Origin of the sequence: Clostridium sp. YIM B02555 (assembly GCF_022320955.1) — a bacterium.
In the GTDB taxonomy this organism is placed as follows: domain Bacteria; phylum Bacillota; class Clostridia; order Clostridiales; family Clostridiaceae; genus Clostridium; species Clostridium saccharoperbutylacetonicum.
On sequence record NZ_JAKJJY010000012.1, the window covers coordinates 140,344 to 165,159 of the forward strand.

The 24,816-nt window shown below is 29.5% G+C and carries 24 protein-coding genes; 6 read left to right on the forward strand and 18 right to left on the reverse strand.

The genetic code is table 11. From position 1 onward, the window contains the following. Window positions 1-16 precede the first annotated feature (16 nt). Entirely contained in the window at window positions 17-1,738 is a 1,722-nt protein-coding gene (locus L3B98_RS17115; protein WP_238917647.1) for a methyl-accepting chemotaxis protein, read from the reverse strand. Window positions 1,739-2,218: 480 nt separating this feature from the next. Between L3B98_RS17115 and L3B98_RS17120 the strand changes: the two genes are divergently transcribed. Further along, window positions 2,219-2,536 carry a hypothetical protein gene (locus L3B98_RS17120; RefSeq protein ID WP_238917648.1) on the forward strand — a complete coding sequence of 106 codons (318 nt, stop codon included), beginning with the start codon at window positions 2,219-2,221 and terminating at the stop codon, window positions 2,534-2,536. A 62-nt stretch (window positions 2,537-2,598) separates the two neighbouring features. On the opposite strand, the gene L3B98_RS17125 is transcribed toward L3B98_RS17120, so the two are convergent. Continuing rightward, window positions 2,599-3,528: a ComEC/Rec2 family competence protein gene (locus L3B98_RS17125; protein WP_238917649.1), complete on the reverse strand. Its 930-nt coding sequence runs from the start codon at window positions 3,526-3,528 to the stop codon at window positions 2,599-2,601. Window positions 3,529-4,192: 664 nt separating this feature from the next. On the opposite strand from L3B98_RS17125, the gene L3B98_RS17130 reads away from it, so the two are divergent. Beyond that, complete coding sequence (locus tag L3B98_RS17130) at window positions 4,193-4,672, forward strand: S-ribosylhomocysteine lyase (RefSeq protein WP_238917650.1); 480 nt, start codon at window positions 4,193-4,195, stop codon at window positions 4,670-4,672. 174 nt (window positions 4,673-4,846) lie between these two features. Here L3B98_RS17130 and L3B98_RS17135 read toward each other — a convergent pair whose 3' ends face one another. The 3 genes from L3B98_RS17135 to L3B98_RS28970 form a co-directional block, all read right to left on the reverse strand. Then, window positions 4,847-5,014: a hypothetical protein gene (locus L3B98_RS17135; protein WP_238917651.1), complete on the reverse strand. Its 168-nt coding sequence runs from the start codon at window positions 5,012-5,014 to the stop codon at window positions 4,847-4,849. A 114-nt stretch (window positions 5,015-5,128) separates the two neighbouring features. Next, on the reverse strand, window positions 5,129-5,392 hold the full coding sequence (locus L3B98_RS17140) for a TfoX/Sxy family protein (protein ID WP_015393939.1): 264 nt from the start codon (window positions 5,390-5,392) through the stop codon (window positions 5,129-5,131). A 121-nt stretch (window positions 5,393-5,513) separates the two neighbouring features. Next, entirely contained in the window at window positions 5,514-5,648 is a 135-nt protein-coding gene (locus tag L3B98_RS28970; RefSeq protein WP_275298442.1) for a hypothetical protein, read from the reverse strand. 433 nt (window positions 5,649-6,081) lie between these two features. Here L3B98_RS28970 and L3B98_RS17145 point away from each other — a divergent pair, with 433 nt between their 5' ends. Next, entirely contained in the window at window positions 6,082-7,212 is a 1,131-nt protein-coding gene (locus L3B98_RS17145) for a DUF362 domain-containing protein (RefSeq protein WP_238917652.1), read from the forward strand. 185 nt (window positions 7,213-7,397) lie between these two features. Here the strand turns inward: L3B98_RS17145 and L3B98_RS17150 are convergent, their stop codons facing one another. Continuing rightward, complete coding sequence (locus L3B98_RS17150) at window positions 7,398-8,003, reverse strand: superoxide dismutase (RefSeq protein ID WP_077364516.1); 606 nt, start codon at window positions 8,001-8,003, stop codon at window positions 7,398-7,400. Between the two features lie 239 nt (window positions 8,004-8,242). On the opposite strand from L3B98_RS17150, the gene L3B98_RS17155 reads away from it, so the two are divergent. After that, on the forward strand, window positions 8,243-8,656 hold the full coding sequence (locus tag L3B98_RS17155; RefSeq protein ID WP_077364518.1) for a bacteriohemerythrin: 414 nt from the start codon (window positions 8,243-8,245) through the stop codon (window positions 8,654-8,656). A 441-nt stretch (window positions 8,657-9,097) separates the two neighbouring features. On the opposite strand, the gene L3B98_RS17160 is transcribed toward L3B98_RS17155, so the two are convergent. Further along, window positions 9,098-9,565 (reverse strand): hypothetical protein, encoded by a 468-nt coding sequence (locus L3B98_RS17160; protein ID WP_077364520.1) that lies wholly within the window; start codon window positions 9,563-9,565, stop codon window positions 9,098-9,100. Window positions 9,566-9,736: 171 nt separating this feature from the next. Here L3B98_RS17160 and L3B98_RS17165 point away from each other — a divergent pair, with 171 nt between their 5' ends. Beyond that, on the forward strand, window positions 9,737-10,318 hold the full coding sequence (locus L3B98_RS17165; protein ID WP_238917653.1) for a hypothetical protein: 582 nt from the start codon (window positions 9,737-9,739) through the stop codon (window positions 10,316-10,318). 88 nt (window positions 10,319-10,406) lie between these two features. Here the strand turns inward: L3B98_RS17165 and L3B98_RS17170 are convergent, their stop codons facing one another. The 11 genes from L3B98_RS17170 to L3B98_RS17215 form a co-directional block, all read right to left on the reverse strand. Beyond that, the gene (locus tag L3B98_RS17170) at window positions 10,407-10,832 is read right to left on the reverse strand and encodes a response regulator (protein WP_015393946.1); all 426 of its coding nucleotides are present in this window, start codon (window positions 10,830-10,832) and stop codon (window positions 10,407-10,409) included. A gap of 49 nt (window positions 10,833-10,881) precedes the next feature. Further along, the gene (locus L3B98_RS17175) at window positions 10,882-13,731 is read right to left on the reverse strand and encodes a response regulator (RefSeq protein ID WP_238917654.1); all 2,850 of its coding nucleotides are present in this window, start codon (window positions 13,729-13,731) and stop codon (window positions 10,882-10,884) included. A gap of 15 nt (window positions 13,732-13,746) precedes the next feature. Beyond that, window positions 13,747-14,817 carry an HD domain-containing phosphohydrolase gene (locus tag L3B98_RS17180; protein ID WP_077364526.1) on the reverse strand — a complete coding sequence of 357 codons (1,071 nt, stop codon included), beginning with the start codon at window positions 14,815-14,817 and terminating at the stop codon, window positions 13,747-13,749. A 276-nt stretch (window positions 14,818-15,093) separates the two neighbouring features. Then, entirely contained in the window at window positions 15,094-15,978 is an 885-nt protein-coding gene (locus L3B98_RS17185; protein WP_077364528.1) for a cysteine ABC transporter substrate-binding protein, read from the reverse strand. 26 nt (window positions 15,979-16,004) lie between these two features. Next, window positions 16,005-16,754 carry an amino acid ABC transporter ATP-binding protein gene (locus L3B98_RS17190; RefSeq protein ID WP_275298443.1) on the reverse strand — a complete coding sequence of 250 codons (750 nt, stop codon included), beginning with the start codon at window positions 16,752-16,754 and terminating at the stop codon, window positions 16,005-16,007. Window positions 16,755-16,764: 10 nt separating this feature from the next. After that, window positions 16,765-17,442: an amino acid ABC transporter permease gene (locus tag L3B98_RS17195; protein WP_238917655.1), complete on the reverse strand. Its 678-nt coding sequence runs from the start codon at window positions 17,440-17,442 to the stop codon at window positions 16,765-16,767. Further along, on the reverse strand, window positions 17,423-18,088 hold the full coding sequence (locus L3B98_RS17200) for an amino acid ABC transporter permease (RefSeq protein ID WP_238917656.1): 666 nt from the start codon (window positions 18,086-18,088) through the stop codon (window positions 17,423-17,425). The genes L3B98_RS17195 and L3B98_RS17200 overlap by 20 nt, the downstream gene beginning before the upstream one ends. A gap of 449 nt (window positions 18,089-18,537) precedes the next feature. Next, window positions 18,538-20,004, reverse strand: a complete 1,467-nt coding sequence (locus L3B98_RS17205) for a YdiU family protein (RefSeq protein WP_238917657.1) — start codon at window positions 20,002-20,004, stop codon at window positions 18,538-18,540. A 306-nt stretch (window positions 20,005-20,310) separates the two neighbouring features. Then, the gene (locus L3B98_RS28975; protein WP_257788311.1) at window positions 20,311-20,433 is read right to left on the reverse strand and encodes a hypothetical protein; all 123 of its coding nucleotides are present in this window, start codon (window positions 20,431-20,433) and stop codon (window positions 20,311-20,313) included. 75 nt (window positions 20,434-20,508) lie between these two features. Next, entirely contained in the window at window positions 20,509-21,966 is a 1,458-nt protein-coding gene (locus L3B98_RS17210; protein ID WP_238917658.1) for an amino acid permease, read from the reverse strand. 140 nt (window positions 21,967-22,106) lie between these two features. After that, on the reverse strand, window positions 22,107-23,354 hold the full coding sequence (locus L3B98_RS17215) for an ammonium transporter (protein ID WP_238917659.1): 1,248 nt from the start codon (window positions 23,352-23,354) through the stop codon (window positions 22,107-22,109). Window positions 23,355-24,022: 668 nt separating this feature from the next. On the opposite strand from L3B98_RS17215, the gene L3B98_RS17220 reads away from it, so the two are divergent. Continuing rightward, window positions 24,023-24,736, forward strand: a complete 714-nt coding sequence (locus L3B98_RS17220) for a sulfite exporter TauE/SafE family protein (RefSeq protein ID WP_238917660.1) — start codon at window positions 24,023-24,025, stop codon at window positions 24,734-24,736. The last annotated feature ends 80 nt before the right edge of the window (window positions 24,737-24,816 follow it).

Consider the following 24,816-nt stretch of genomic DNA (forward strand, 5'->3'; position numbering starts at 1 on the left):
ATTTTTAAATTAAAAATTATACTTTAAATTTTTGAATAATATCTTTCAAGTCTTCAGACATTTGTGCCAAAATTTTACTAGAGGTTGCTATCTCTTCAACTGAAGCTAATTGTTCTTCCGCTGCAGCTGATATAGTTTGCGATTCATCTGCTATTTTCATACTTATACTTTGAATATTGTTTACTGAATTAACTGAAGCTTTAGTTCCATTATTTATATCGGCTATAGATTCTGAGATTTCACGAATCTGTTCGGCTATTTTTCTTATCATTTTAAGTATTTCATTAAAGCTTGTACCAGCAAAATTAACAACTTTTGCACCATTATCAACTTCTTTTGAATTTTCATTCATTACTGTAACGGCATTACTTGTCTTATTTTGAACTTCATTAATAATTTCAGCTATTTCTCTTGTAGCCAATTGTGATTGTTCAGCAAGTTTTCGAATTTCCTCTGCAACCACACTAAAACCTTTTCCAGCTTCCCCAGCTCTTGCAGATTCTATAGCAGCATTTAACGCAAGTAAGTTTGTTTGTTCAGAAATACTATTAATTGTATCTACAATCTGTCCAATCATGGCTGATTTTTCTTCAAGTTCGCTAATAATCTCTGCTGTTTCATCTGTCTTTTTCTCTATTAATTCCATTTGTTTAATTGCTTTTTCTACAGCTTCTCCACCAGCATTAGCTGATGTTTTAGCATCTTCCGTTAATTTTGAGACTGATTTTGTATTTTCAGACACATTATGTATTTTCTCAGATATGTTTCCAACTGCTTGAGTAGTATCATTTGTTAATGAAACTTGCTTATCAGTTCCATCAACCATATTAGTCACTGCTGAAGCTACAAGACTTGAGGCATCAGCTGATTGTTCAGCACTAGAATTTAACTCTTCTGCTGAAACAACTAGATGTTCTGATGAATCTTCAATCTGCTTAATTAAATCATGTACATTCTTTCTCATTTTTTCAATTGAATTTGACACAATTCCAAATTCACTCTTATCCTCTAAACTTTCTTCATTTACAAAAATTGTAAAATCACCTTTAGCCAGTTCATCCACAAATGCAACGATTTCATTTAACCTCTTAGTAATTCGCTTTGTTATTAATATTCCTAATAAAATTATCAATATTGCTGCTATAACAGTTATACCAATGAATATTATCGCCGCTTTGCTAAAACTTACTTTATTACTATCATAAATTTGCTCTGCTGTTTGCCTATTATGACCTCCAAGTTCTGATAAATTAGTTAATACTGTTTGAGCATATTTATCAACATTTTTAACAAATTCACTATATGCTTCTTCATTTTTGTTATCCATGGCTAATTTAAGGACATTTGTTCTACCTTCCCTGAACTTTGCTATATTTCCTTCTAATTCTTTAATTTTGTCTATTTCAAAAGAATCTAACTTCATTTTTTTATAATTATCCAAATTTTTATTAAACTCATTAACCCTATCATTTATATCTTTAGACAGACTTTCATTTTCTTTATCATTACTTGTTGCCATAAGTCGATAAATATCTGCTATAATAGCCTCTTCTTGTATTCTTCCTTCATTCAAAGCTTCACTAGACAATAATCTTTCATTATACATAGAATCAAGATTTCTACTAGAACCCAGTAAGTAATAATACCCAGCTATACCTACTGAAATCAAACCAATTAGGGAACATACCACCAACAATGTTAACTTTTCACCAACTTTTAAATTGTTAATCCATTTCATTTTTCTCTTCCCCTCCCACTTTATACCTACATCAATTTGACATTTTTAGTCCATTTTCTATATTATAACATAAATTTATATTATTAGCAGCAATCACACACACTATTTTTCAAAACTTTTTATATTTTATTCAATCATTACCATAAAATTACAATATTTTTATATTGTTTTTTCTGTTTTTCTTATAAATACTAATAAACATTTATTAAACAATTAAATGATAATCATTTTTATATATTAATTTTTTACCAACTATTTTTATATAAAACTCGAAGTAAAAAATTATATTCTATATTTTGAATAAAATTATATTCAAAGTAAAACAATAAATTTTGATAATTAATTTTCTATTTGTAGGTGATTAATCAAATTCCAATTAATCAAGAAAGTAGTATTCATTAATATTTTTTAATTTTATCTTCTTTTATGAAATAGATATTTGTATTAATAACATTAAGATTACGGAAGAGGGATGATATAATGAAGAAATTCTCAATTCTATTATTTGTTTTTATATTTTTAACTTTTAATTTTAATATTAATACTGCTTTTTCTGACACAAAATCATTCACACAAGGACTTTATAATTTTACAGACACAGGCTTAGTTACTGGTTCTTCTTATAATATCAAAAACGCTTCTTCTACTGGCAGAGCAGTTGTTATTATTTTTGATTCTAATCAAATGATGCAAGAATTTATACGTCTTGAACCTAGTTCTCCTAATTATATTTTAAAACCTCTTGATTATGGTTACATAATTATAATAATTGGTGGAGGTTCTGTAGAATTTTTTTAAAATATCCACTTTAGACCATAAATTGCCACTTATTAAAATGGCAATTTATGATTTAAAACTTTTTAATTTTTCTTTGGATTTCCAGGGATATCTGCTGTTTTATCTACTGGTTTTGTATTAAATGTTATTTCATCGCCATCACTCGTAGCAATTATAGTTCCTTCTAAATCAGTTCTAAATACATTAATGTTTTTAGCATTAAGTTTATCTATGGTAACCTTATGGGGATGACCATAATCATTTCCTTTTTCACAACTAATGACTGCATATTTAGGATTTACTTTTTCAAGAAAAGCTTTTGTTGATGATGAACGACTTCCATGATGTCCCACTTTAATTACATCAGCTTTTATATCTAGCTGCTTTTGTAATATCTCACCTTCACTTATTTCTTCAGCATCTCCCATAAAAATGAAACTTGTATTCCCATATTTCAATTTACATACAATAGAATAGTTATTTAAATTTTCATATTTATTATTATTAGGAGCTAAAAATGTTAGAGTAGCATTTCCTATAGTCAATTCATCACTAACTTTTGGTACAGTTAATTTTAGATTTTTTTCTTTTAATGCATTTATCATGTTTTCAAAGGTTTTCGTAGTCGTAGTAACTTTTGGTGAATAAAATTTTCCGATATCAAAGGCTTTAATTACATCATCCATGCTTCCAATGTGATCTTCATGAGGATGTGTTGCAATTACATAATCTAATTTTTTAATGCCAAGTGACTTTAAATAATCTAACGCTTTTCTATCACTAGTTCCTGCATCAATTAATATATTTTTATCTTCAACTTGAATAAGTTCACTATCCCCTTGGCCTACATCAATATAATGAATTTTCACCATATTCCCAATTGTTTTTGTTTCGGTGATTGTATTTGTATCAGCTTTTTCTGTCTGCATATTCTCATTTTTACTACACGAAATCATAAATATAAATAATACCAAAGTTAGTAATATGCTTATAATCCTTTTACTTCTCTGCAATTTTATCCCCCACTTTTTTATAAATCATTATCATTCTATCATTAGTAACTATTTCTACATATTTCTACTAATTCCTTTTATACCACATATTAATTATATAATTATGTAATATTTTAAGTTATTATGCTTTAATATAGATATCCAATTTAATAATCAAACTTATAAATGTAATATACATGTAGTATCGAGAAATTATAATCGTAACACTACACTAGAAATCAGATACATTTTTCTGGAAGCAGGCATGTGAAATTGAGCTGATGATGGTTGTTAAGCAGTGAACCCAAATCTATGATTTGGTGTGAATCGCTTACTCAGCGAACGAATGTGAGTCGAGTTTCCTCTATGGCTTGTTTCATTTTCTGCTTGTCATAAATTTACTTTAGGAATATGCAGAAATGGGTGTAACCTTCCACTTAGAACCTTCCAGCGAAAATTTCAATAGTCCTGTGGAAGATAAATGGATCTGATTTATGTAATTGTTGCATAAGTCTAATTCTCGCTTTGTATCTCTATAAAAAACTTAGTAAATATTCATATTTAGAAGATTCTATTGATAATAGAATCTTCTAATGCTACAATTTAATAGAAACAAACGTAAAGATAGAATTACTAAATAAAGTAATATAGTTTATTATTTATTAGATACTGAGGAGTGATATTAATGGAAAAGATAGCAAGTTTCACAATTAATCATTTGGATTTACTTCCAGGTGTATATGTTTCAAGACAAGATAAGTTTGGAGATACAGTTCTTACAACTTTTGATATAAGAATGACAAGACCAAATTTCGAACCAGTTATGAATACTTCAGAAATGCACGCTATTGAGCATCTAGCTGCCACATTTTTAAGAAATCATAACGAATATGCTGACAAAACGGTTTATTTTGGTCCAATGGGATGCAGAACTGGTTTTTATCTAATTTTGCATGGTGATTACAAATCAAAAGATATAGTTCCATTACTTACTGAGCTTTATAAATTTATAGCGGAGTTTGAAGGTGATATTCCTGGGGCTTCTGCAAGAGACTGTGGTAATTACTTAGACATGAATCTTCCAATGGCTAAATATTTAGCAAATAAATTTCTTAAGGAAATTTTATTAAATATAAAAGAAGAAAATTTAAATTATCCAGCTTAATATTTTCTTCAAAATCGTATTAGCATACACTTTATGTTAATACGATTTTTTAATCCATATTTTTAATCATGGACACCTATAACCTTTGGTATTATAAATACAAAAAAGCATTTTCTTGAAGCAAGAAAATGCTTTTTTAAATTTATTAAATATTACATTACTTTTTAATGATATTTATTTATTAATTACTTTTAAATTAGTAACTCTTGCTAAAGTTGGAACATCATCTTCTTCACCGTCTACTACAACAACAGCGCTGTGATCTCCCATTAGCTTAATTACTGTTCCTTGTTTCCCTTTATTATCATTTTCTAAAAATTCAACTCTATCGTTTATTTCCATGATTAATTCCTCCATATTTTCTGCATAATAATTTTGTAACAACTTAATTATACCATACTTTATTAATTTTTTTCATAAATAACATTTGACTTTTAGTAATATTAAGTTATATAACTATATTTCAATTTTATGTTTATTATAAAAATCTTTGAGTTCTGCTTTACGTTCCTTTGATAATTCTGTCTTCTTGATTCCTTGAATTGCTCCTTCAAGTGCTAACAATCTATGAATGCACGCAGATATATCAATTTCTTGTATTCTTAACCATGCATTTTCTGTACCAATATTTTTTAATTCCTCACAAGTAAATATACCAACTTCATTTAACTGTCTTTCAACTTCTTTTCCTATATTAGATAACTTTGATAACTCACCCAAAACGAAACCTCCTCTTAAATTCCTCTCAACTTTTTATTTCACCATATCTTTTAAGTTCGATATAAATATTGCAAAATCTTCTTTTTCTGACTTTGCTGAAAGGCCTTGAAAAATAACTTTTTTACAACATCATCAATTTGCCTGGCACATTAGCATCCTTTATGTTGACCTTAAACTTTGAACTAATCTTGTGAATGATAAATGCAAAAAACAATATCCCTACTATAAACAATATAACTGGTTGTGCTTGTTCCATATTTTCTCCCCATTTAATTTGTAAACATTATTAATAGTACCATGATCATTTAATTTATACAATATTTTGCTATGGATTAAATTCTACTTATATTAATAAAATGATACTTCAAATTTCATTTAAGGTAAATTTTATCAAAAAAGTAGTGCAAGACTAAAGTCATTAATCACGAATTTAATATTGCAAACAAGAAATTAACTTTTCATTTTAGGGTCTAATTATTAAAAAACTATTGACTTTGAGTTAACTCTAAGTTCTATAATAAAAATGAAACTAAAATTTTAGCAGATATTTTTTCTAAAATATAAGGCTTTAGGCTTTTTTCACTTGGATAATTATTTCTTATTGTTATAATAACTTAAATTATCCTAACATTTAAGTCAGGTTTCGTGATAAATTAAATTAATAACTTTTATACAAGGAGCGATTAAATATGGAAAAATCAAAAGTTTATTTTACTGACTTTCGTACCAAATTAGGAGAGGGACTTCCTACAAAGCTAAAGAGATTAATTAAAGATGCAGGTATAAACCAAATTGACATGGATAATAAGTTAGTTGCCATCAAAATGCATTTTGGTGAGCTTGGAAACTTAAGTTATCTTCGTCCAAATTATGCAAAAGCAGTTGCTGATATTGTAAAAGAACTTGGTGGTAAACCATTCCTTACAGATTGTAACACTCTATATCCTGGCAGCCGTAAAGATGCCCTTGAGCATCTTGAATGTGCATGGGAGAACGGCTTCACTCCTCTTTCAGTAGGATGTCCTGTTATAATAGGTGATGGATTAAAAGGTACTGATGATATTGCAGTTCCTGTAATAGGTGGTGAATATATAAAAAAAGCTAAAATAGGACATGCAATTATGGATGCTGATGTATTTATCAGCCTTACCCACTTCAAAGGACATGAAATGACTGGTTTTGGCGGAACAATCAAAAATATTGGTATGGGGTGTGGTTCTCGTGCTGGAAAAAAAGATCAACATATTAACGGTAAGCCACACATTATAGAGGAACAATGTCGAGGCTGTCTAAGATGCCAACGTGAATGTGCTAATAATGGCTTGTTTTTCGATATTGAGAAAAAGAAAATGATAATAAATAAAGAAAACTGTGTTGGTTGTGGTCGTTGTCTTGGTGCATGTAACTTTAATGCAATCGAGTTTGCAAGCTATGCAGCTAATGGAGAGTTAAATTGCCGTATGGCAGAATATACAAAGGCTGTAGTAGATGGTCGTCCTTGCTTTCATATATCTCTTGTCATTGATGTTTCACCAAATTGCGATTGTCACAGCGAAAATGATGCTCCGATCCTTCCGAACTTAGGTATGTTTGCTTCCTTTGATCCATTGGCACTTGATCAAGCATGTGTAGATGCTTGTCTGTCAGCTAAACCTTTACCAAACAGCCAGTTAGCAGATAACATATCTAAGCATGATTTTAAAGATCATCATGATCATTTTACAAACTCTACACCTGAATCTGAATGGCGTACATGTCTTGAACATGCTGATAAAATAGGTCTTGGAACTCGAGAATACGAACTTATGGTTATAAAATAAATCAAGATTAATAAATTCATTCTTTTAAATTTTATAACATAAACAAATTCTTTCATTCTAAAATTCTTCTGAATTATAGGATGAAAGAATTCCACTATAATATATTTTATTAATGCTATAGGATTAAATTTTCATATCTCACTATTTTATTATTTTATATCTAGTTTTACTTCAAAAAATTTTCCTTATCTTATATATAATTCTTCAACCTTTTTCCAATCAATTATATTCCAAATATTTTTAACATAATCAGGTCTCAAATTTTTATATTTTAAGTAATATGCGTGCTCCCAGACATCTATAGTTAAAATTGGTATTAATCCTTCAATTAAAGGAGAATTTTGATTTAAAGTCTTTTTTACTGATAGTTTTCCGTCTTCATCTTTTACTAACCACCCATACCCAGAACCAAATTGGCTTACTGCAGCATTACTCACCTCTGACTTTAATTTTTCTAAATCTCCAAAAGCGCTATTTATAGCATCTAATAATATGCCTTCTGGTTCTTTTTTAGCAGTTGGTGATAAAATAGAAAAATATAAGTTATGGTTTGCTACTCCACCACCTTGATCAATTACCCCCTGTCTTATCCTCACCGGTAGTTCATTAACATTGGCAAGTAATTGTTCTATAGATTTGCCTTCTGTATATTTCTCATATCCTTTTAAAAGTTCATTTAAATTATCCACATATTTTTGATGATGCTTGGTATAATGTATTTCTACAGTTTCAGCGTCAATATATGGTTCTAATGAATTATAGGCATATGGTAGTTGAATTTTTTCGTACATGCTTCATCTCTCCTATCTAATAAAATTTCATTTTTCCTATTTTATTATAGACTTGAAAAATTTATTTATGCATTATATTTCCAATGCTTTACAATATTTTGAATTTAACAAAAAAATTATAACTTTAATTTACAAAAATCATTAAAAATATTATCTATATATAATTATTAAATGAAGGTTTTTTTTATAATTTGTAGAATATATAACTTAGTTTTAATTATTTTATGGAGGTAAATTTTATGAATTTAACTTGGAATTGCAGTCTATCAATAGGAGTCGATATTATCGATGATCAACATAAGGAGTTAATAAATTTCGTTAACCAATTCTTTTCATCTATAGAGAATGAAAAAAGTAGTGCAGATATAATTAATGCACTAAACTTTCTTGAGGAATATGTAATTAAACATTTTACTGAGGAAGAAGAAATTCAAAAAAGTACAAATTACCCTTTACTCGATATACAGCAAATGCAGCACGAAAATTTTAAGAAGGATCTTAAAGAATTCAGGAAGATTTTTGAAGCACATGGAGTATCAACCGTATTGGCTTTAAATATCCATCAAAATTTGGTTGATTGGATTAAAAATCATATAATGAATTTGGATAAAGATTTGGGAGATTTCTTAATTGAGATTGGATATAATAAATAAAGTCTTGTGATAGCTACTGCTATTTCCTTTTGTGTATCCTAACTTGTCCTTTACTATATATTTATTAATTTGAGCTATAGATTTATCTTTTTTCAACAAAATTCAAATATGCGCGTTTGAAAATGATAAAATTATATTAATTATTGTAATAATGCTTATAAGCAATAACCTTGAAAGCCTTTTATGTCATATAAATATATTTAATACAATTTGCAATAAAAATAAAGATAGAAAACATGAATATAGATTTAAATTTTTTATACATGTTTTCTATTCTTTTAAAACAGAACAAAAGTGGCTGCTCCACGCTCTCTTTTAATCACATTTTTACAAGCCATATCATTCTTAAGCATTGATATAACTGGATTAAAAAATCGAAATTTTTATACTTTCCTAGACAATAAAAAATAGTTATACAAAAACCTCTCAATTACTTTTGTATTAAAAATAATATTTTTGATTAACCTCTTTTGTAAAACCATAATCTATAATCACAGGATGTCCCTTAATTACTCCCCAACTACTTTTTCTCTCAAGATCACCTAATTCTAAATTATACTCATGTTTAATCTTCTGGAATTCCATTAATTCAAAAAGTTCTATTTCATTTTTCACATTAAAATATTCCCATATATACGAAAGATTATATAGCTTATCTGCTTTTTCCATTATAAGCATACTTGAATCATTTGATATTTGAATAATTTTTGCAAATAATTTTGATTTATCGCTTTTAGAAATTTTATATTCCGATTTATTTTGAGCAATTCCTGCCATATTCTTAGCAATTTTCACTACATACCCATTTCCTAAATCAAAGACATTCCTGCAAGATCCAGAACCTAAAAATGAATAATATCCTTGTCTTATATTCATCATAATATTATAAAAAACAATCGCCCAATTCATTTTAAACACCTGCTTCACAATAATCTCTTTATATTCATTGGTAAAAAACTATTTTTATTATTTTATTCATTTTGAAGCACATTGGTTCTTTCTCTAATTACAAGTATAAACTCTCCATTAATTTCATTTCTATTTGACTTATGATAAAATTAGACGAAAGGTGGTTTTAAAATGATATCTTTTATACAAGCAAATTTAAATATAATCATATTTATTTTTCTTTTATTATTGACAATTGATAGTTTTATTTTACTTAATAAATATAGAAAATACATAGAATCTCTTCCCAACTTAATAATTTCATATGATATTTTCAAAAGTTATTTTATTAATGCTCCCAATTATTATGAAAATAATCTTATAATTGTATACTTGACGTTGAAAAATCTTTCAACTACTTCCCTCGATATTGTAGAAATAAAATTAATTGATGAATCTAATTCATATTCTGCAATTATTCCTGAAGTTAGAGACAAATGTTACAAAAACGAAATTTTACTAATAAATGATGACGAAGCTGACCCTAAAACCATTAACATAAATATTTTATCAGAGAATATTCTTATGAATAAAAATATATCTTCACATAATGATCAAAAAGGTTATGCTGCTTTTGAAAATCTTCAACAAATAGTTAGTCCCAAAAATTACAAACTTGTTATTGAAGTTTCTGGGAAAACAAAAAAAGCTTTTGAAAAAGATATTACTATAAATCCAATTGATACTGAATTTCATGCAATAAATGAAAAATAAGGTTGGAAAGTTATATTTTAACTATCCAACCTTATTATATGTATGTTTATTTATTTCAACAATATCACACTGCTCTTAATTCTTCAAATTAAACCTCTTCAGTGTTCTTTTTTTCAATCGATTCACTAACAATTCCATCTATACTAAATTCATCATCATTTAATGGTAATACGTTCAATAGTTCTTTAGCATTAAATGGTTTTATTAAGTATCCTTTAGCTCCTAAAGCCATGCATCTTTCTTTAACATCCTCATATCCTATTGCAGTAACAACAACTACATGAACTTCTGGATTCATTTTTATCATCTCACTTAGCAAATTCATACCATCCATTCTAAACTCTGACATATTCAAATCAAGAGTCACAATATCTGGCTTTTCATTCTTAAATATTTCTAATGCTTTCCCTGCTGATGCTGCTTCAAAAGATATACATAACCCACCTTTTTCAACAACCTTCCTTACCATCATTCTCATGTAAGACGAATCATCAACTATTAACACCTTTTTCATACTAAAACTCCCTCTTATATATTATATATTATTTTATTTGCTTTATAATTTAATCAAACAATTTTTTCATTTCAGTAAATATACTAATACACTCTTCTATTTCATGCTTTCGAGATTTCTCTTCCAGCTTTATTGCTAATTTATGAATCGAATCTATTCTCAGAGTTCCTGAAGATCCTTTTAATTCATGGGTAAGCCTTGCCATTTTTTCAAAATCTTCATTTTCAATAGCTTCGTTAATACCGATAAATAAATCAGGTAAACATCTTACATAATCCTCTAAGATTTCTTTTGCATCTTCTTTATCTAGCCCTGAAATTTCAGCAAAATTATCAATATAATCATCTATTATACTATTAAAGTTTATAGTGGCTTCTCTAGTTTTAGTATTTGACTCTATCATACTAAACATAAGCTCAAAATTAATAGGTTTACTTATATAATAATCCATACCTGCCTGAATACATTTCTCACTATCGCCTTCCATAGCATTAGCTGTCATTGCAATTATTGTTGTATGCTTTTTTTCTCCTTCAAGTTCCCTTATTCTAGCGGTACTCTCATAACCATCCATAACTGGCATTTGGCAATCCATGAAAACCACATCATAATCTCTTTCTAATACTGCTTTCACTGCTTCGCTACCATTTACTGCTATATCACAAGTCATTTCTCTAGATTTTAGTATACCAATAACTATTTTACGATTAATTTCATTATCTTCAACTAATAAAATCTTTGGTTTTAATGAATGCTTAATCTCTTTAACAGTATGCTTTATAACGACTTCTTGTTCTTCTTCATGATCTTCTTCAAGCCCCAATAATATGGCAATACAACTAATTAAGTCGTCCTTTCTAATAGGTTTTGATAGATAAGATGAAAAACCATATTCTTTAGCTGCTTTACTATCTACAATTTTAGCTGATGAAGTTAAAAGAATTAATTTTATATCCTTTGCAATTGGTATACTCTTTAATGTGGTTGCTAATTCATATGCTGTCATGTCAGACATTCTGTAGTCTACAATAGCAACATCAATTTTATTTTTTGAATTCGAATTTTTAATAACTGTAGTAATTGCATCCCCTGCATCTTTAGCTTCAAATAAATTAATATCTGCTCCATGAAAATATGATTTTATAGATTCTCTATTATTATCATTACCATCTACAACAAGGATGTTTACTCCCTTAAGTTTTTCAAGATCAAATTTTGGTTCTGAAGATCTTTTGGCTATCTTTAAGTTCACATTAAATTTAAAGGTTGAACCTTTTCCAAATTCGCTTTCAACGTTCATTTCACCATCCATCATTTTTACCAATTCACTGGATATAGCAAGTCCTAATCCAGTTCCACCATACTTTCTTGTAGTAGACGCATCCGCTTGGTTGAATGATTGAAATAACTTATGAATATCTTCCTTACGTATTCCTATTCCTGTGTCTTTTACTTCAAAATAAAGATTAGCCATATCATTTTCTTTCTCTTCATAATCAACAGAAACAGAAATATCACCGCTTTCTGTAAATTTAACCGCATTGCTTATAAGGTTATTTAATATCTGTCTAATCCTTGATGGATCTCCTATAACTTCTTCTGGTACACCATCTTTAATCATTACATAGATTTCAAGTCCTTTTTCAACTGCTTTATGAGAAAGAAGTGAAACTGCATCTTCAATAGTTGTTCTTAAGTTAAATTTAATACTTTCCATTACAAGTTTTTTAGCTTCGATTTTAGAAAAGTCTAATATATCATTTATAATATATAGTAAAATTTCAGATGCTGATTTTGCTTCACGTATGAATTCCTCCTGCTCTAAAGATAGTTCAGTAGTTTGGAGTAACTCAAGAAAACCAAATATTCCATTCATCGGCGTTCTGATTTCATGTGACATATTGGCTAAAAATTGACTCTTAGCAACATTGGCAGCCTCTGCCTGCTCCTTTGCCTTTAATAATTCTTTTTCAGCCTTACGTTGCTCAGTGATATCCTCAGCTGTACATACAAGGTATTTTGTATTTCCAGCTTCATCCCTATAAGGATTACTATTAATCTGGAGCAGTCTCTTTTCTCCTTTACCATTTTCAAGTTCAATTTCTGTTTTTGAAGGTTCATTCTTTCTAAACAAATCCCAATTAAGTTCAGATAATTTATTGGCAATATCAATGCTAAATATATCGTATAAATCCTGATATTCTAAATCACTTTTGTTTAATCCAAAAAACTCAGCATGAGCTTCATTTACTGTTGCATATGAAGTAATATTCTTTAATGCCCAAATCTGTGATTCGCAATTATTAAGTAAAATAGCTTGCCCATCAAGTATTGATTCATATTCCTTTTCCTTTGTTAATCTCGCTCTTGTATTAGAAAACGCGCGTGAAATATCAGTTAATATCTTGATTTGTTCTTCTTCCCATTGTACACTCTCTGACAGACTTTCATACCCAATAAAACCTATTAATTTATTTTCACTTTTTAATGGAATTATAAGTGCAGCTTTTATACCTTCATTATTAAAAACTTCAGTTTCAAATACAGCATCCTTTGGAAGTTCCTCAGTACTATTTATTGCAACAAAATCGCTGCTCTTAATTTCACGCATAAGCCATGGAAGGGCATAAACCACTTCTTCTTCTTCAACGGTTCTCTTTGGGCGCATACCTTCATTATTCCATTGACATTCTATTTTCATAAAAGTGGGATCTTTAGAAAAATAGTAAATATAAATTCTATCTAAATTAAAAAAGGTTCCTACTTCCTCCAAAGAATTTTTCAATCTATTTTGATAATTAATCCAATCTACATCCAAAAATTTATGAAACGTATTATAAATCTGCTTTAGATAGTCATTGGAATAACTAATATTTGTAGTTTTACTCCCATCACCCATATATCTCCCCCCAATCTAAATATCACAAGTCTTTGCGATAAAAAGAGTTAATTCCTTTAACAAATCCATTTCATAAGGTTCTAATAATATATTTCCACTTTTATCATATATAATTTTCACCACTGGACGCGTTGGCATTGAGTTATTTTGCCTTACTACAAGTCCTTTTTCATTAGAACTCAAGACAACTCCACTTCCTGTTGGAAAGGCTGCTATATTCATTGTGAATTTATTTACAATTTCAGCATCAAAATAGACGTTGCTCATTCCAACAAGATATTCTATAGTTTCTGATACTGGTTTTGGTTCATTATTATTCCTACCAGTTATTAAATTATCAAAAACATCACATATAGTTACTAGCTTTGCTATTTGATTTATTTCATCACCTTTTAATTTTAAAGGATAACCACTCCCATCAATTCTTTCATGATGCATTAGTGCTGCCACCTTAACAGTTGCATTCCAGACTTGCTGTTCCCCTAAAAAATCATATCCAACCTTTGGATGCATAATTTCAACATACTTATCTAGCTCATCCTTATTTGTATATTCAGCCAATATCTTCTTATCATTTAATAGTTTTATTTTCCCTATATCATGCATTATTGCAGCTGAAGCAATATCTTTAAGCTTTAACATACTATATCCCATATGAGTGCCTATTATTGTTGCCAATACACATACATTTACTGAATGAGAGTACAAGTTGTTGTCACTTGAACTTATTTCTGACACATTTATCAATATGTTCTTATTTGAAATAATATCTTCAATTACTGAAGTTACAGAATCCATAACACTACTGCTATCAGTTTTACCTTCACGACAATACTTTCCAATCATTTCTTTAACTGCATGTTTGCCCATTTGTCTAGTTTTTTCGGAAATACTTTCTTCAATAACAACATTTTTTGACAAATCATCATCAATATATACTGATTGTATTCCTAATTCTTTTATTCTCTCAATATAATACGGTCTCAGCTTTACTCCAACACTAAGTAAAACTCTACCACTTTCATCAAAAATTTGTTTTCCTAATATTTCATCACCCTTTAGGCTTGTAACACTTACAACTCTCATCTTATATCCACCTCCAAATGTACTGATTATTTTCCAATTCAACATTTAAAAGTTATTGTAAAAATAAACACATATTATGCTAAAAATGTCATATCCTCTTATTACAATTCCCCAAAGGAGATTACAATTAATAGCTGTCCTCTTTAATAATATTAGCATAATCTTACACTTTTGGCTACTTAAAAAGGCTGTCGAATTTCCCCCAATTATATTCATACACAATAAAGGATGTGGTTTCAAAATACCCACATCCTTCTTAAAACAATCTTTAGTTTTTTATTGTACTTTTCCACCTTCAACTACAAGACTATCTTCAAATTCTGCCCCATAAACTGATTTTAAAGTTTCATCATAAGCCTTATGAATAAAATTTTCCTTACCTAAAGTTTCAAGTTCTGTATTTACCCAGTCTCTAAGTTCAGTATTTCCCTTAGTTACAGCTGGTGCTATCGTATCTGCACTTCCAAGCGATGCTATGCCAACAGTAAATCCAGGATTTTCTTTAGCCCATGCAATAACTTCTGTATTATCACTTAATATTGCATCCCCACGTTTATCTTTTAATGCTTGGAATATTTCTGAATATTGCTCATATTTCACTAGATCAACATCTGGATGATTTTTTGTCATATAAGTTTCTGCTGTTGTTCCTTTTGCTACGATAATTTTTTTACCTTTTAGCTGATCTTCTGAAGTAATTTTAGCCCCATCCGGTGAAACTACTCCAAGAGATACTTTCATATAAGGATTAGTAAAATCTACTTTTTGTTTTCTCTCATCAGTAACTGTAAAGTTTGCCATTATTATATCTACTTTCTTAGATTCTAAATATGACACTCTGCTAGCAGCATCAACTAAAACAAATTCAACCTTCGATTCATCTCCAAGAAGATCTTTTGCAAATCTCTTAGCGATATAAACATCAAACCCTTGATTTTTTCCATTCGAATCAACATATCCAAATGGGGCTTTATCGCTAAATACTCCTATTTTTATAGTTCCTCGTTTTTTTATTTCATCAATTGAACTTGATGATGTAGTGCTTGAATTAGAGTCACCTTTATTTGCACTTGTTGCTGCTGAATTACCGCAACCTGCTAGCCCTCCAATTACTATAGTACTTAAAAGCAATGTTGCCATAATTTTTTTAATTCTTTTCATAATTATTCATCCCCCATTAATAATATTTAATATTGAAATATATTTAGAAAGTGCTTTGCACGTTCAGTCTTTGGATTTGTAAAAAATTCATCTGGTTTTGATTCTTCGCATATTCTACCATTATCCATAAAAATAATTCTATCTGCTACAGCTTCTGCAAACGCCATTTCATGAGTTACTATCACCATAGTCATTCCTTGCTTAGCAAGCCCTAAAATAACATCTAAAACTTCTCTAACCATTTCAGGATCCAGAGAGGCAGTTACTTCATCAAATAAAATAATTTCTGGATTCATACACAAGGCTCTAACAATAGCAATCCTCTGCTTTTGACCTCCTGAAAGCTGCCGTGGAAACGAGTCCTTTCTATCTAATAACCCAACTTTATCTAATAGCTGTTCAGCTTGAGCAAGAGCTTCAGTTTTATCTCTTCTCTGAACCTTTAAGGGCCCAAGTAGTATGTTTTCTATAACAGTCATATGAGGAAATAATTCGTAGTTTTGAAATACCATTCCTATTTTTTCGTGAATCTTCTGCCATTCTATATTTTTTGCTGTGAAGCTTGTATCCCCAAATTTTATGTCCCCTTCTTGAATTTTCTCAAGGCCATTTAGACAACGTAAAAGTGTACTTTTTCCACACCCTGAAGGTCCTAGAACAACTAAAACTTCACCCTTATGCAGAGTCAAATTAATCCCATTTAATATTTCTTTTTCATCATAATTTTTATGAATATCCTGAATTTCAAGCAAAACAGGACTATTATTCTTATTCATGCTATTCCTCCTAATCATTCCACTTTGCTTCTAATCTCTTTGATATTTTAGATAATGGAAAACATATTATAAAATATAAGAAAAATATTAAACCATATATCCAAAATGAAGCAGTAGGAAATTGAAATCTAGAGCTTTCAATAATTTGTTGTCCAATTTTAACTACATCTATAACACCTATTAGAACAACAAGTGAAGTAGTTTTGATCATTCTAGTAGCTAGGTTTATAGTTCCTGGTATCATTCTCCTTATAGCTTGAGGTATCAATATATACTTATATAATTGATAGTTATTCATTCCTAGTGCTTTACCTGATTCAATTTGGTGTTTAGGTAGAGATTCTAATGCCCCTCTGACTATGTCACCCATCTCTGCTGCTCCCCAAAGCGTAAACACTATGATAGAAACTATCTCACCACTAATATTAATATTTAATGCAGTAGTAACCCCAAAATAAAAGATAAACAACCATACAAGTGTTGGTATTATTCTAAAAGCTTCAAGATAAACTCTATTTACAAAAAGCACTAGCTTAGATTTAGTAGTTCTACTAAGACCTATTAATATTCCTAAAAACGAACCTAAGATAATAGATATAAAAGCAATTTCTGCTGTGATAAATAAACCTTCAAATAATCGTCCAATATTATTTCCTTGAAAAATAACATTAATTCCCGAATTCTGCATATCGCACCTTCCTTTCAAACCAAGACAAAATAAATGACAAAGGCAGAATCAAAATAAGATAAACTATCACAAGCATTGCAAGAGCTTCGAAAGTTCTATAATACATTCCAATCAAATCTTTAGTTAAATTTGTAAGATCCATTATAGATATTGCTCCTAATATCGAAGTTTCTTTTAACAAAAATATACAATTAGCACTTATTGAAGGCATACTAATTGAAAAGGCTTGTGGAATTATTACATATCTTATAAGTTGAAGCTTTGAAAGACCGATACTTGTTCCAGATTCAATTTGTGTTTTACTTACTGCCTCCAATCCACTTCTAAAAGCTTCCGCCATGTAACTTCCTCCAAGAAAGGCTAGTCCAATTATTGCGCAAGTACTTTCACTTAACTTTAATCCAAACTTAGGCAATCCAAAATACAAAAAAAATATTTGTACAAGCAATGGAGTATTTCTTGAAAGTTCTATATATGCTTGTACAATCAAATCTATTACCTTAACTTTAAAAAACAATATTATGCTGCACATCAATCCTATTATTAATGACAATACTATCCCTAATATAGCTAATTTTAGTGTAATCAATGCAGCTTTTTCATATAACGGTAAACTAGTAATTACAAAATTCCAGTCAATATTCATTATCTATCACCCTTTAATTTTCAAATCATATAATTCCTGTAGGAATACATTAATATTATCAATATTATCCTAGTTTGTCAATCGTATTAGTATAAAATGTTTCTGTACTTATTTTTTTATATGATATAAATAGCTAATTGTTACCTAATTACATATGAATTCAAAAAATATTTTTCAAAATAAAAATCTGCTGCTTACACAGTCTTTTTGTCATGCACATGAACAAAAAAAGTGGAAAAACTACTTCATTAAAGAGTTCTCCCACTTTTGATTTAGACCTAAGACTATTGACCAAATACCAACTTAATGACATTGTGCTTACACAACATCTTTTTATTTTATAACCAATAAGAACTAATTCTCTTTTTCTATTCTCACTTTCCCTTTCAGAATTTCTTCAATTGATATATGCAGTATTAATTAGAACTTTTATAAAATAAATAAGCTTTTTAAGTACCACAAAAAGTTCTATAATTACAGGCAGATTTTTTTGGTAATGTAGTATACTCAATCTGATCTATAGAGTAATCATAAGGTTTGGAAATAACACTAAGAAGTTTTTCCATTACACTATAATCTTCATGTTTTTCTGCTGCTTCTAGTGCTTCTTCTACTCTGTAATTACGTGGAATTACTGCTGGATTAGAATTCTTCATAAGTTTTTGAACAGAATCTTTTGATTCCATCTGTCTATTAAGTTTTTCCTGCCATTTCTCATACCACTTATCAAAATCCTCACTTTTGAACATTTCCGTATTTGAAAATTCATGAAGTGTTAATTCCCTAAAAGTATTTGTATAATCTGCACCATACTTATACATAATGCTAAGTAGTTCTTTAATAAGCTGATTATCCTCCGGCTCTTCATTAAATATTCCCAATTTATGTCTCATTCCTAATTGATAATTATTTTGATATAATTCTGCAAAATTTGAAAGTGCATTTTCTGCTAATTGAATAGCTTTTTCCTTATCATTATTAAGTAATGGTAATAAAGTTTCAGCAAATCGTGCAAGATTCCATGCAGCAATATATGGCTGATTACCATAAGCATATCTACCCTCACTATCAATTGAACTAAAAACAGTTGCAGGATCATAGTTATCCATGAAGGCACAAGGACCATAGTCAATAGTTTCTCCACTTATAGACACATTATCTGTATTCATAACACCGTGAACAAAGCCCACTAGCTGCCATTTAGCTATTAATAAAGCTTGACGTTTGATAACTTCTTGAAGTAAAAAAAGATATTTATTTTCATAATTTACCTCATTAGAAAAATGTCTCTTTAATGTATAATCAGCTAATGCTTTTAGATCTTCAACTTTACACCATTCTCTAGCATATTGAAAAGTTCCTACTCTAATATGACTGGCTGCAATGCGAGTCAAAACTGCACCTTTTAAAATATTTTCACGAAACACTGACTCTCCTGTAGTTACAACTGCTAAACTTCTAGTTGTTGGAATTCCTAGGCCATGCATTGCTTCACTGATTATATATTCGCGTAGCATTGGTCCAAGGGCTGCTTTGCCGTCACCTCGCCTAGAATAACGAGTTCTTCCTGAACCCTTAAGCTGTATATCAAAACGTTCACCCAACGGAGTTATTTGCTCTCCAAGTAATACAGCTCGCCCATCTCCCAACATATTAAAATACCCATATTGATGGCCCCCATAAGCTTGCGCGATAGGCTGTGCACCTTCAGGTAAAGTGTTTCCAGCAAACACTTCAATATTTTCTGTAGTTTTTTCGTTCAAACCTAATGATAAAGCAAGAGAATGATTAAAAATTATTAATTTAGGTGATGGAACATTATCAGGACTTTGCTTTGTAAAAAACACATCTGGTAATCTAGCATAACTATTATCAAAGTTCCAACCTATATTTATTTTAGTTTTTGTCATATCCATAATCTGTTCCCCCTTCTATCTTTTGATTAAATATTGAGTTTAATATAGCTTAATAATAACCTTTTATTCTCATTAAATAAACATATATTATTATTTAAATATATTTATATTTTTAAAGGTTTATATTAATATATTTATATATTTTTATAGGTTAATATATTTATAGATACATATGAAAATATGTATCTATTTATAGGAAACTTGAGGGTTTAGAAGAATCCACTTCAGAATACAGAATCAGATTATCACTAGTAATATATTGAATGTTCTATCATAAATCACATAGCATTAAAATAATATAATATTTTATATTCTAGGAAGTCCTTTAACTGGTTTATGTCTCTTTCTATTTGCTCCTGGATTTTGTGTATTCGATGTATTTGATGCTTGATTTTCATCTTCCTTTGTAATAAATTTGTAATTTGTCATTTTTATCACCTCAATTTTAGTTTTGACTTTTTTCTAGTTTTTATACACTTTAGAACAAAAGTGTCTACGACACGTTTATTTTCTTTTTTCACAACATTTTTTATTCTTTTCATTATTATCTTCAGCCAATTCACTGGAGAACTCTGTTGATAACATTGATTTATGTAGCCTTCTATTTACAAAATCATTTCTTTTATTTCCTTTTTCTAAATTTCCGAAAGCTTTCATACCTGCATAAATCAATGAAAATAGCACCACCAATATAATTCCAGTTATAAGACCAGATGCTTGGTCAGCAATAAGCGGCATACTAAAAATAATAATAATCATACTTATTAAACCGATCCAAGACATATAGGGAAATCCAGGCATTTGACACTTTCCATTTGGAGGACATCCATTTCTTTTGCGAAAGCGTATATGAGTGGCCATAATTACTGCATATGTAAAAAGTAAAGAAAATCCACTGGCACTAATTAAGAATAGGTAAATTCTAGGAAATAACAAGCCAAACCATAGTCCTAAAAGCATTGAAATTCCTGAAAATATTATTGCCTTATGAGGAACATCCTTTTTATCCTTTAGGAGCCTTGGAGCATAGCCTTCATCCGCAAGAGATCTTAGCATCCTTGCAATTCCAAACATTGATGCAAGTGATGCAGAAAGTATAGCCGTGATTAATACAAGATTTATAATATTGCCAGCCCAGGCTATTCCCCATCTGTTTAGTGCCGCTACCATAGGACTTATACTTTCATTAAGTTCTGTTGTGGGAATTAATGGGAGTAGCATTATAATAGAAAGTATATAAAAGCCTACAAGACTTATAACAGTATAATTAATTGCTTTGGGAATAGTAACAGTTGGGTCTTTTGCTTCTGAAGCTGCCAGTCCTATAATCTCAAACCCTGCATAAGCAAACACCACTATAAGCATGCTTCCAGCAATTCCACTTATACCTGCTGGCATTAAAGGTTCTCTTACTAATTCTCCAACTCCAATAGCTGTCCTTCCAGGAATCAATCCTGTAATTAATAAAAATGCCATGATTATAAAAGAAATTATAGCTATTAATTTTATCGCCGAAAGACCACTTGCTATCTTACTTAGCTTATCAGCTCCCAAAAGATTTATTAATGTTACACCAGTTATAATCAGGCTTCCATTTACAGGTATTGATATATTTGCAAACCATTCATTTAATAAAATCGAAACTGCTGTAGCTTCACTTGACATTGAAAGAATCATTCCAATCCAGTAAATCCAACCAACAACAAAGCCTGTTCCTTTACCAAAAGTCTGAGATGCAAAAGTCATAAATGATCCTGAGTCAGGATTCGCTACAGTCATTTCCGATAAAGCATAAAGTATAAAATACACCAAGAAACCTCCTAGTATATAGGATATTAAAATTGCTGGTCCAGCAGCATTAATGGCTACTGATGAACCTAGAAAAAATGAACCTCCTATTACACTTCCTAATGCCATCATTGAAAGCTGCCAAGCAGATAATCCTTCTTTTTTATTCTTCATAATATTCTCCTCCGTTTTATATATCCATTAAAATATTAATTAATAAGATATAATTTGAATAACTCCTAGAATATTATTCCTCAAAATTTAAAATGCATTCATTAAACTAATACAAAATCCAATTCTTTATTATTACAATTCTAATAATCAAAACCATCAAAAGCTGGATAAGCCTCTTCACCATGTTCGGCTAAATCGAGTCCATCAGCTTCAACCGAACTCCCAACTCTTATATCCATAAACAGTTTCATAACTTTTATGATAAAAAACGTCATTACTCCAGAAAAAAATACTGTTATTATAATTCCAAATAATTGAGCTATAAAGAGCTTATTATCTCCAAAGAAAAGTCCATTCCATTTAATTGACGGATTAATAGTTTTCTGTGCAAATAAACCAGTTGCAATTCCTCCGAAAATCCCTCCTATTCCATTACAACCAAAAGCATCAAGTGCATCATCATATCCTAATTTAAATTTCACTATTCCAATAAAAAAATACGAAATTGGAGCTATTATTGTTCCTATTATAATCGCTGAATTAATTGAAACATAGCCAGCTCCTGGTGTGATTGCGACTAATCCAACAATTGCACCTGTTACAGCTCCAAGGATTGTTGGCTTTCCTTGTTTAATTTTTTCAATTAACATCCATGAAAGCATTGCCGAAGCAGCTGAAATATTCGTTACCACAAATGCATGTACTGCAAGGTCTCCTGCACTCAATGCACTGCCAGCATTAAATCCAAACCATCCAAACCAAATCAACCCTGTTCCAACAACTACCATTGGCATATTGCAAGGTCTATATGCCACTTTGCCATAATCCTTCCTCTTACCTAGCATAATGCATGCTATAAGGCCAGATACACCTGCACTAATATGAACCACATTTCCTCCTGCAAAATCAAGACTTCCCAAAGAATTAATTAATCCACCGTTGCTCCATACCATATGGACCATTGGATAGTACACCAAAAGTAGCCATGTCAAAATAAATATAAATACTGCTGAAAATTTCATTCTTTCAACTAACGCACCAGTTATAAGTGCAGGAGCACTTATTGCAAACATCATTTGAAATGCTGAAAAAAGCATTGCTGGAATAGTTGGCGCATATGTTGAAGTGGTATTTTCCATGCCTACCATTCCCAAAAAGGTCGCTCCACCAATAACTCCATGTATATCTTCTCCAAAAGATAATGAATATCCAATTATGACCCACATAATTGATGATAAACCGCAAATAAATAGTGAAGACATTATTGTATTTAAAATATTTTTTCGTCTAACCATACCACCATAAAATAAAGCAAGTCCTGGTGTCATCAAAAATACAAGTGCTGAACAAATCATTACAAAAGCAGTGTCACCAATATTAATTTTCATAAGTTCCCTCACTCCTTTTATAGAAATTCATCTGTACATAAATTCCAATTAATATGATTAATCTCAATTTAAGAAATCATAAAATATTTCCCCCATTAATTGAGCTTTGACAATTGATATCTTGGATAGGTATTACTTCAATAAGAACAAAAGTGACTGCTCCACGCAATTTACTTTGTCAATTAATGAATGAGTAATGATGAATAATTATAGTAAAATGATTTCTATGCAGCATAGCTACTTTTTTATAGGTGTATATTTTCTGAAAAGACGTAGGCTTTTCTTCCTTAATCATTCACCATTAATCTTTGATAACCCTTAATTTCATCAGCTTTTCCACTTTCTAAAATTCTATACTTTCATAATTATTAAAAAAGTGCTTGAAAAACATACCTTAAGATATATCTTTCAAACACCTTTGTTTTTTTAAGTATATTTTCTTATATTCTTTTTGTCAATTAATGAATTAATAATTATGAATGATTTCATATGCAGCATAGCTGCTTTTTTTATAGGTGTATACTTCCTTAGATTATTGCAAATAATACTTCACATTTTATAGAAACCGATTTCTATTTTTTATTCTTTATATGTTGACACATTATTCATATTATAATAATATATTCCTAGAAAGCGTTTTCTATTTTCTTATAAGGATGGTGTATATTATGTTTGGATTTCTATCAATATTACTTGCTTCATTTACTCAAGGTATCACAGTTTTTGGCTTTGCATTAATAGCTGTTCCTCTGCTATCATTTTTTATACCAGAACTTAAAGACATCACTCCAATAATAGTCATTTATAGCCTATTAACAAATATTATTCTTCTATACAAATTAAGACACTCTATAGATTGTAAAAAAATTATTCTTATGATTATCTTTGCAATGATTGCTACGCCTTTAGGAACTTTTTTATTACTATATATAAATGTTAAAATACTAAAAATCATGGTTGGTATAGTAATTTTCATTAACGCTCTCGCAATGTTTAATGATTTCAAAGTCAAAATACAAAATGAAAAACTATCTTATGGCTTAGTTGGTATTTTAAGCGGAATCTTAAATGGTAGTGCAGGCCTTAGTGGTCCTCCTATCGTTTTATTTTTGACTAATCAAAATGTACCTAAAGACGTATTTAGAGCAAATCTCTCCTTTTTTGGCTTTATAACTAATATATTTACAATTATACTTTTTGCCTTTGAAGGAATTATTAATCAATCAATACTAAATTTCACAATTATTTATCTTTCTGCCCTTATAATTGGAGTGTTAGTTGGTATAAAAGCCTCTTCTAAAATCAATGAACTTAAATTTAGAAAACTAACAATTTATTTAATTTTAGCATTAGGCTTATATACTGTTGCAGTATCAATATAGATATCCGAATTAATAATCAAACTTATAAATGTAATATACATGCATCATTGAGAAATTATAATCGTAACACTACACTAGAA

Excerpts from the sequence above, each read along its gene's own strand:
- L3B98_RS17115 (WP_238917647.1), bottom strand. The coding sequence starts at position 1,738 with ATGAAATGGATTAACAATTTAAAAGTTGGTGAAAAGTTAACATTGTTG.
- L3B98_RS17190 (WP_275298443.1), bottom strand. The coding sequence starts at position 16,754 with ATGAATAAGAATAATAGTCCTGTTTTGCTTGAAATTCAGGATATTCAT.
- L3B98_RS17120 (WP_238917648.1), top strand. The coding sequence starts at position 2,219 with ATGAAGAAATTCTCAATTCTATTATTTGTTTTTATATTTTTAACTTTT.
- L3B98_RS17170 (WP_015393946.1), bottom strand. The coding sequence starts at position 10,832 with ATGAAAAAGGTGTTAATAGTTGATGATTCGTCTTACATGAGAATGATG.
- L3B98_RS17165 (WP_238917653.1), top strand. The coding sequence starts at position 9,737 with ATGATATCTTTTATACAAGCAAATTTAAATATAATCATATTTATTTTT.
- L3B98_RS17160 (WP_077364520.1), bottom strand. The coding sequence starts at position 9,565 with ATGAATTGGGCGATTGTTTTTTATAATATTATGATGAATATAAGACAA.
- L3B98_RS17155 (WP_077364518.1), top strand. The coding sequence starts at position 8,243 with ATGAATTTAACTTGGAATTGCAGTCTATCAATAGGAGTCGATATTATC.
- L3B98_RS28970 (WP_275298442.1), bottom strand. The coding sequence starts at position 5,648 with ATGGAACAAGCACAACCAGTTATATTGTTTATAGTAGGGATATTGTTT.
- L3B98_RS17200 (WP_238917656.1), bottom strand. The coding sequence starts at position 18,088 with ATGAATATTGACTGGAATTTTGTAATTACTAGTTTACCGTTATATGAA.
- L3B98_RS17220 (WP_238917660.1), top strand. The coding sequence starts at position 24,023 with ATGTTTGGATTTCTATCAATATTACTTGCTTCATTTACTCAAGGTATC.
- L3B98_RS17185 (WP_077364528.1), bottom strand. The coding sequence starts at position 15,978 with ATGAAAAGAATTAAAAAAATTATGGCAACATTGCTTTTAAGTACTATA.
- L3B98_RS17150 (WP_077364516.1), bottom strand. The coding sequence starts at position 8,003 with ATGTACGAAAAAATTCAACTACCATATGCCTATAATTCATTAGAACCA.
- L3B98_RS17175 (WP_238917654.1), bottom strand. The coding sequence starts at position 13,731 with ATGGGTGATGGGAGTAAAACTACAAATATTAGTTATTCCAATGACTAT.
- L3B98_RS17135 (WP_238917651.1), bottom strand. The coding sequence starts at position 5,014 with ATGGAAATAAACGATAGAGTTGAATTTTTAGAAAATGATAATAAAGGG.
- L3B98_RS17180 (WP_077364526.1), bottom strand. The coding sequence starts at position 14,817 with ATGAGAGTTGTAAGTGTTACAAGCCTAAAGGGTGATGAAATATTAGGA.
- L3B98_RS17215 (WP_238917659.1), bottom strand. The coding sequence starts at position 23,354 with ATGAAAATTAATATTGGTGACACTGCTTTTGTAATGATTTGTTCAGCA.
- L3B98_RS17145 (WP_238917652.1), top strand. The coding sequence starts at position 6,082 with ATGGAAAAATCAAAAGTTTATTTTACTGACTTTCGTACCAAATTAGGA.
- L3B98_RS17210 (WP_238917658.1), bottom strand. The coding sequence starts at position 21,966 with ATGAAGAATAAAAAAGAAGGATTATCTGCTTGGCAGCTTTCAATGATG.
- L3B98_RS17130 (WP_238917650.1), top strand. The coding sequence starts at position 4,193 with ATGGAAAAGATAGCAAGTTTCACAATTAATCATTTGGATTTACTTCCA.
- L3B98_RS28975 (WP_257788311.1), bottom strand. The coding sequence starts at position 20,433 with ATGACAAATTACAAATTTATTACAAAGGAAGATGAAAATCAAGCATCA.
- L3B98_RS17205 (WP_238917657.1), bottom strand. The coding sequence starts at position 20,004 with ATGGATATGACAAAAACTAAAATAAATATAGGTTGGAACTTTGATAAT.
- L3B98_RS17195 (WP_238917655.1), bottom strand. The coding sequence starts at position 17,442 with ATGCAGAATTCGGGAATTAATGTTATTTTTCAAGGAAATAATATTGGA.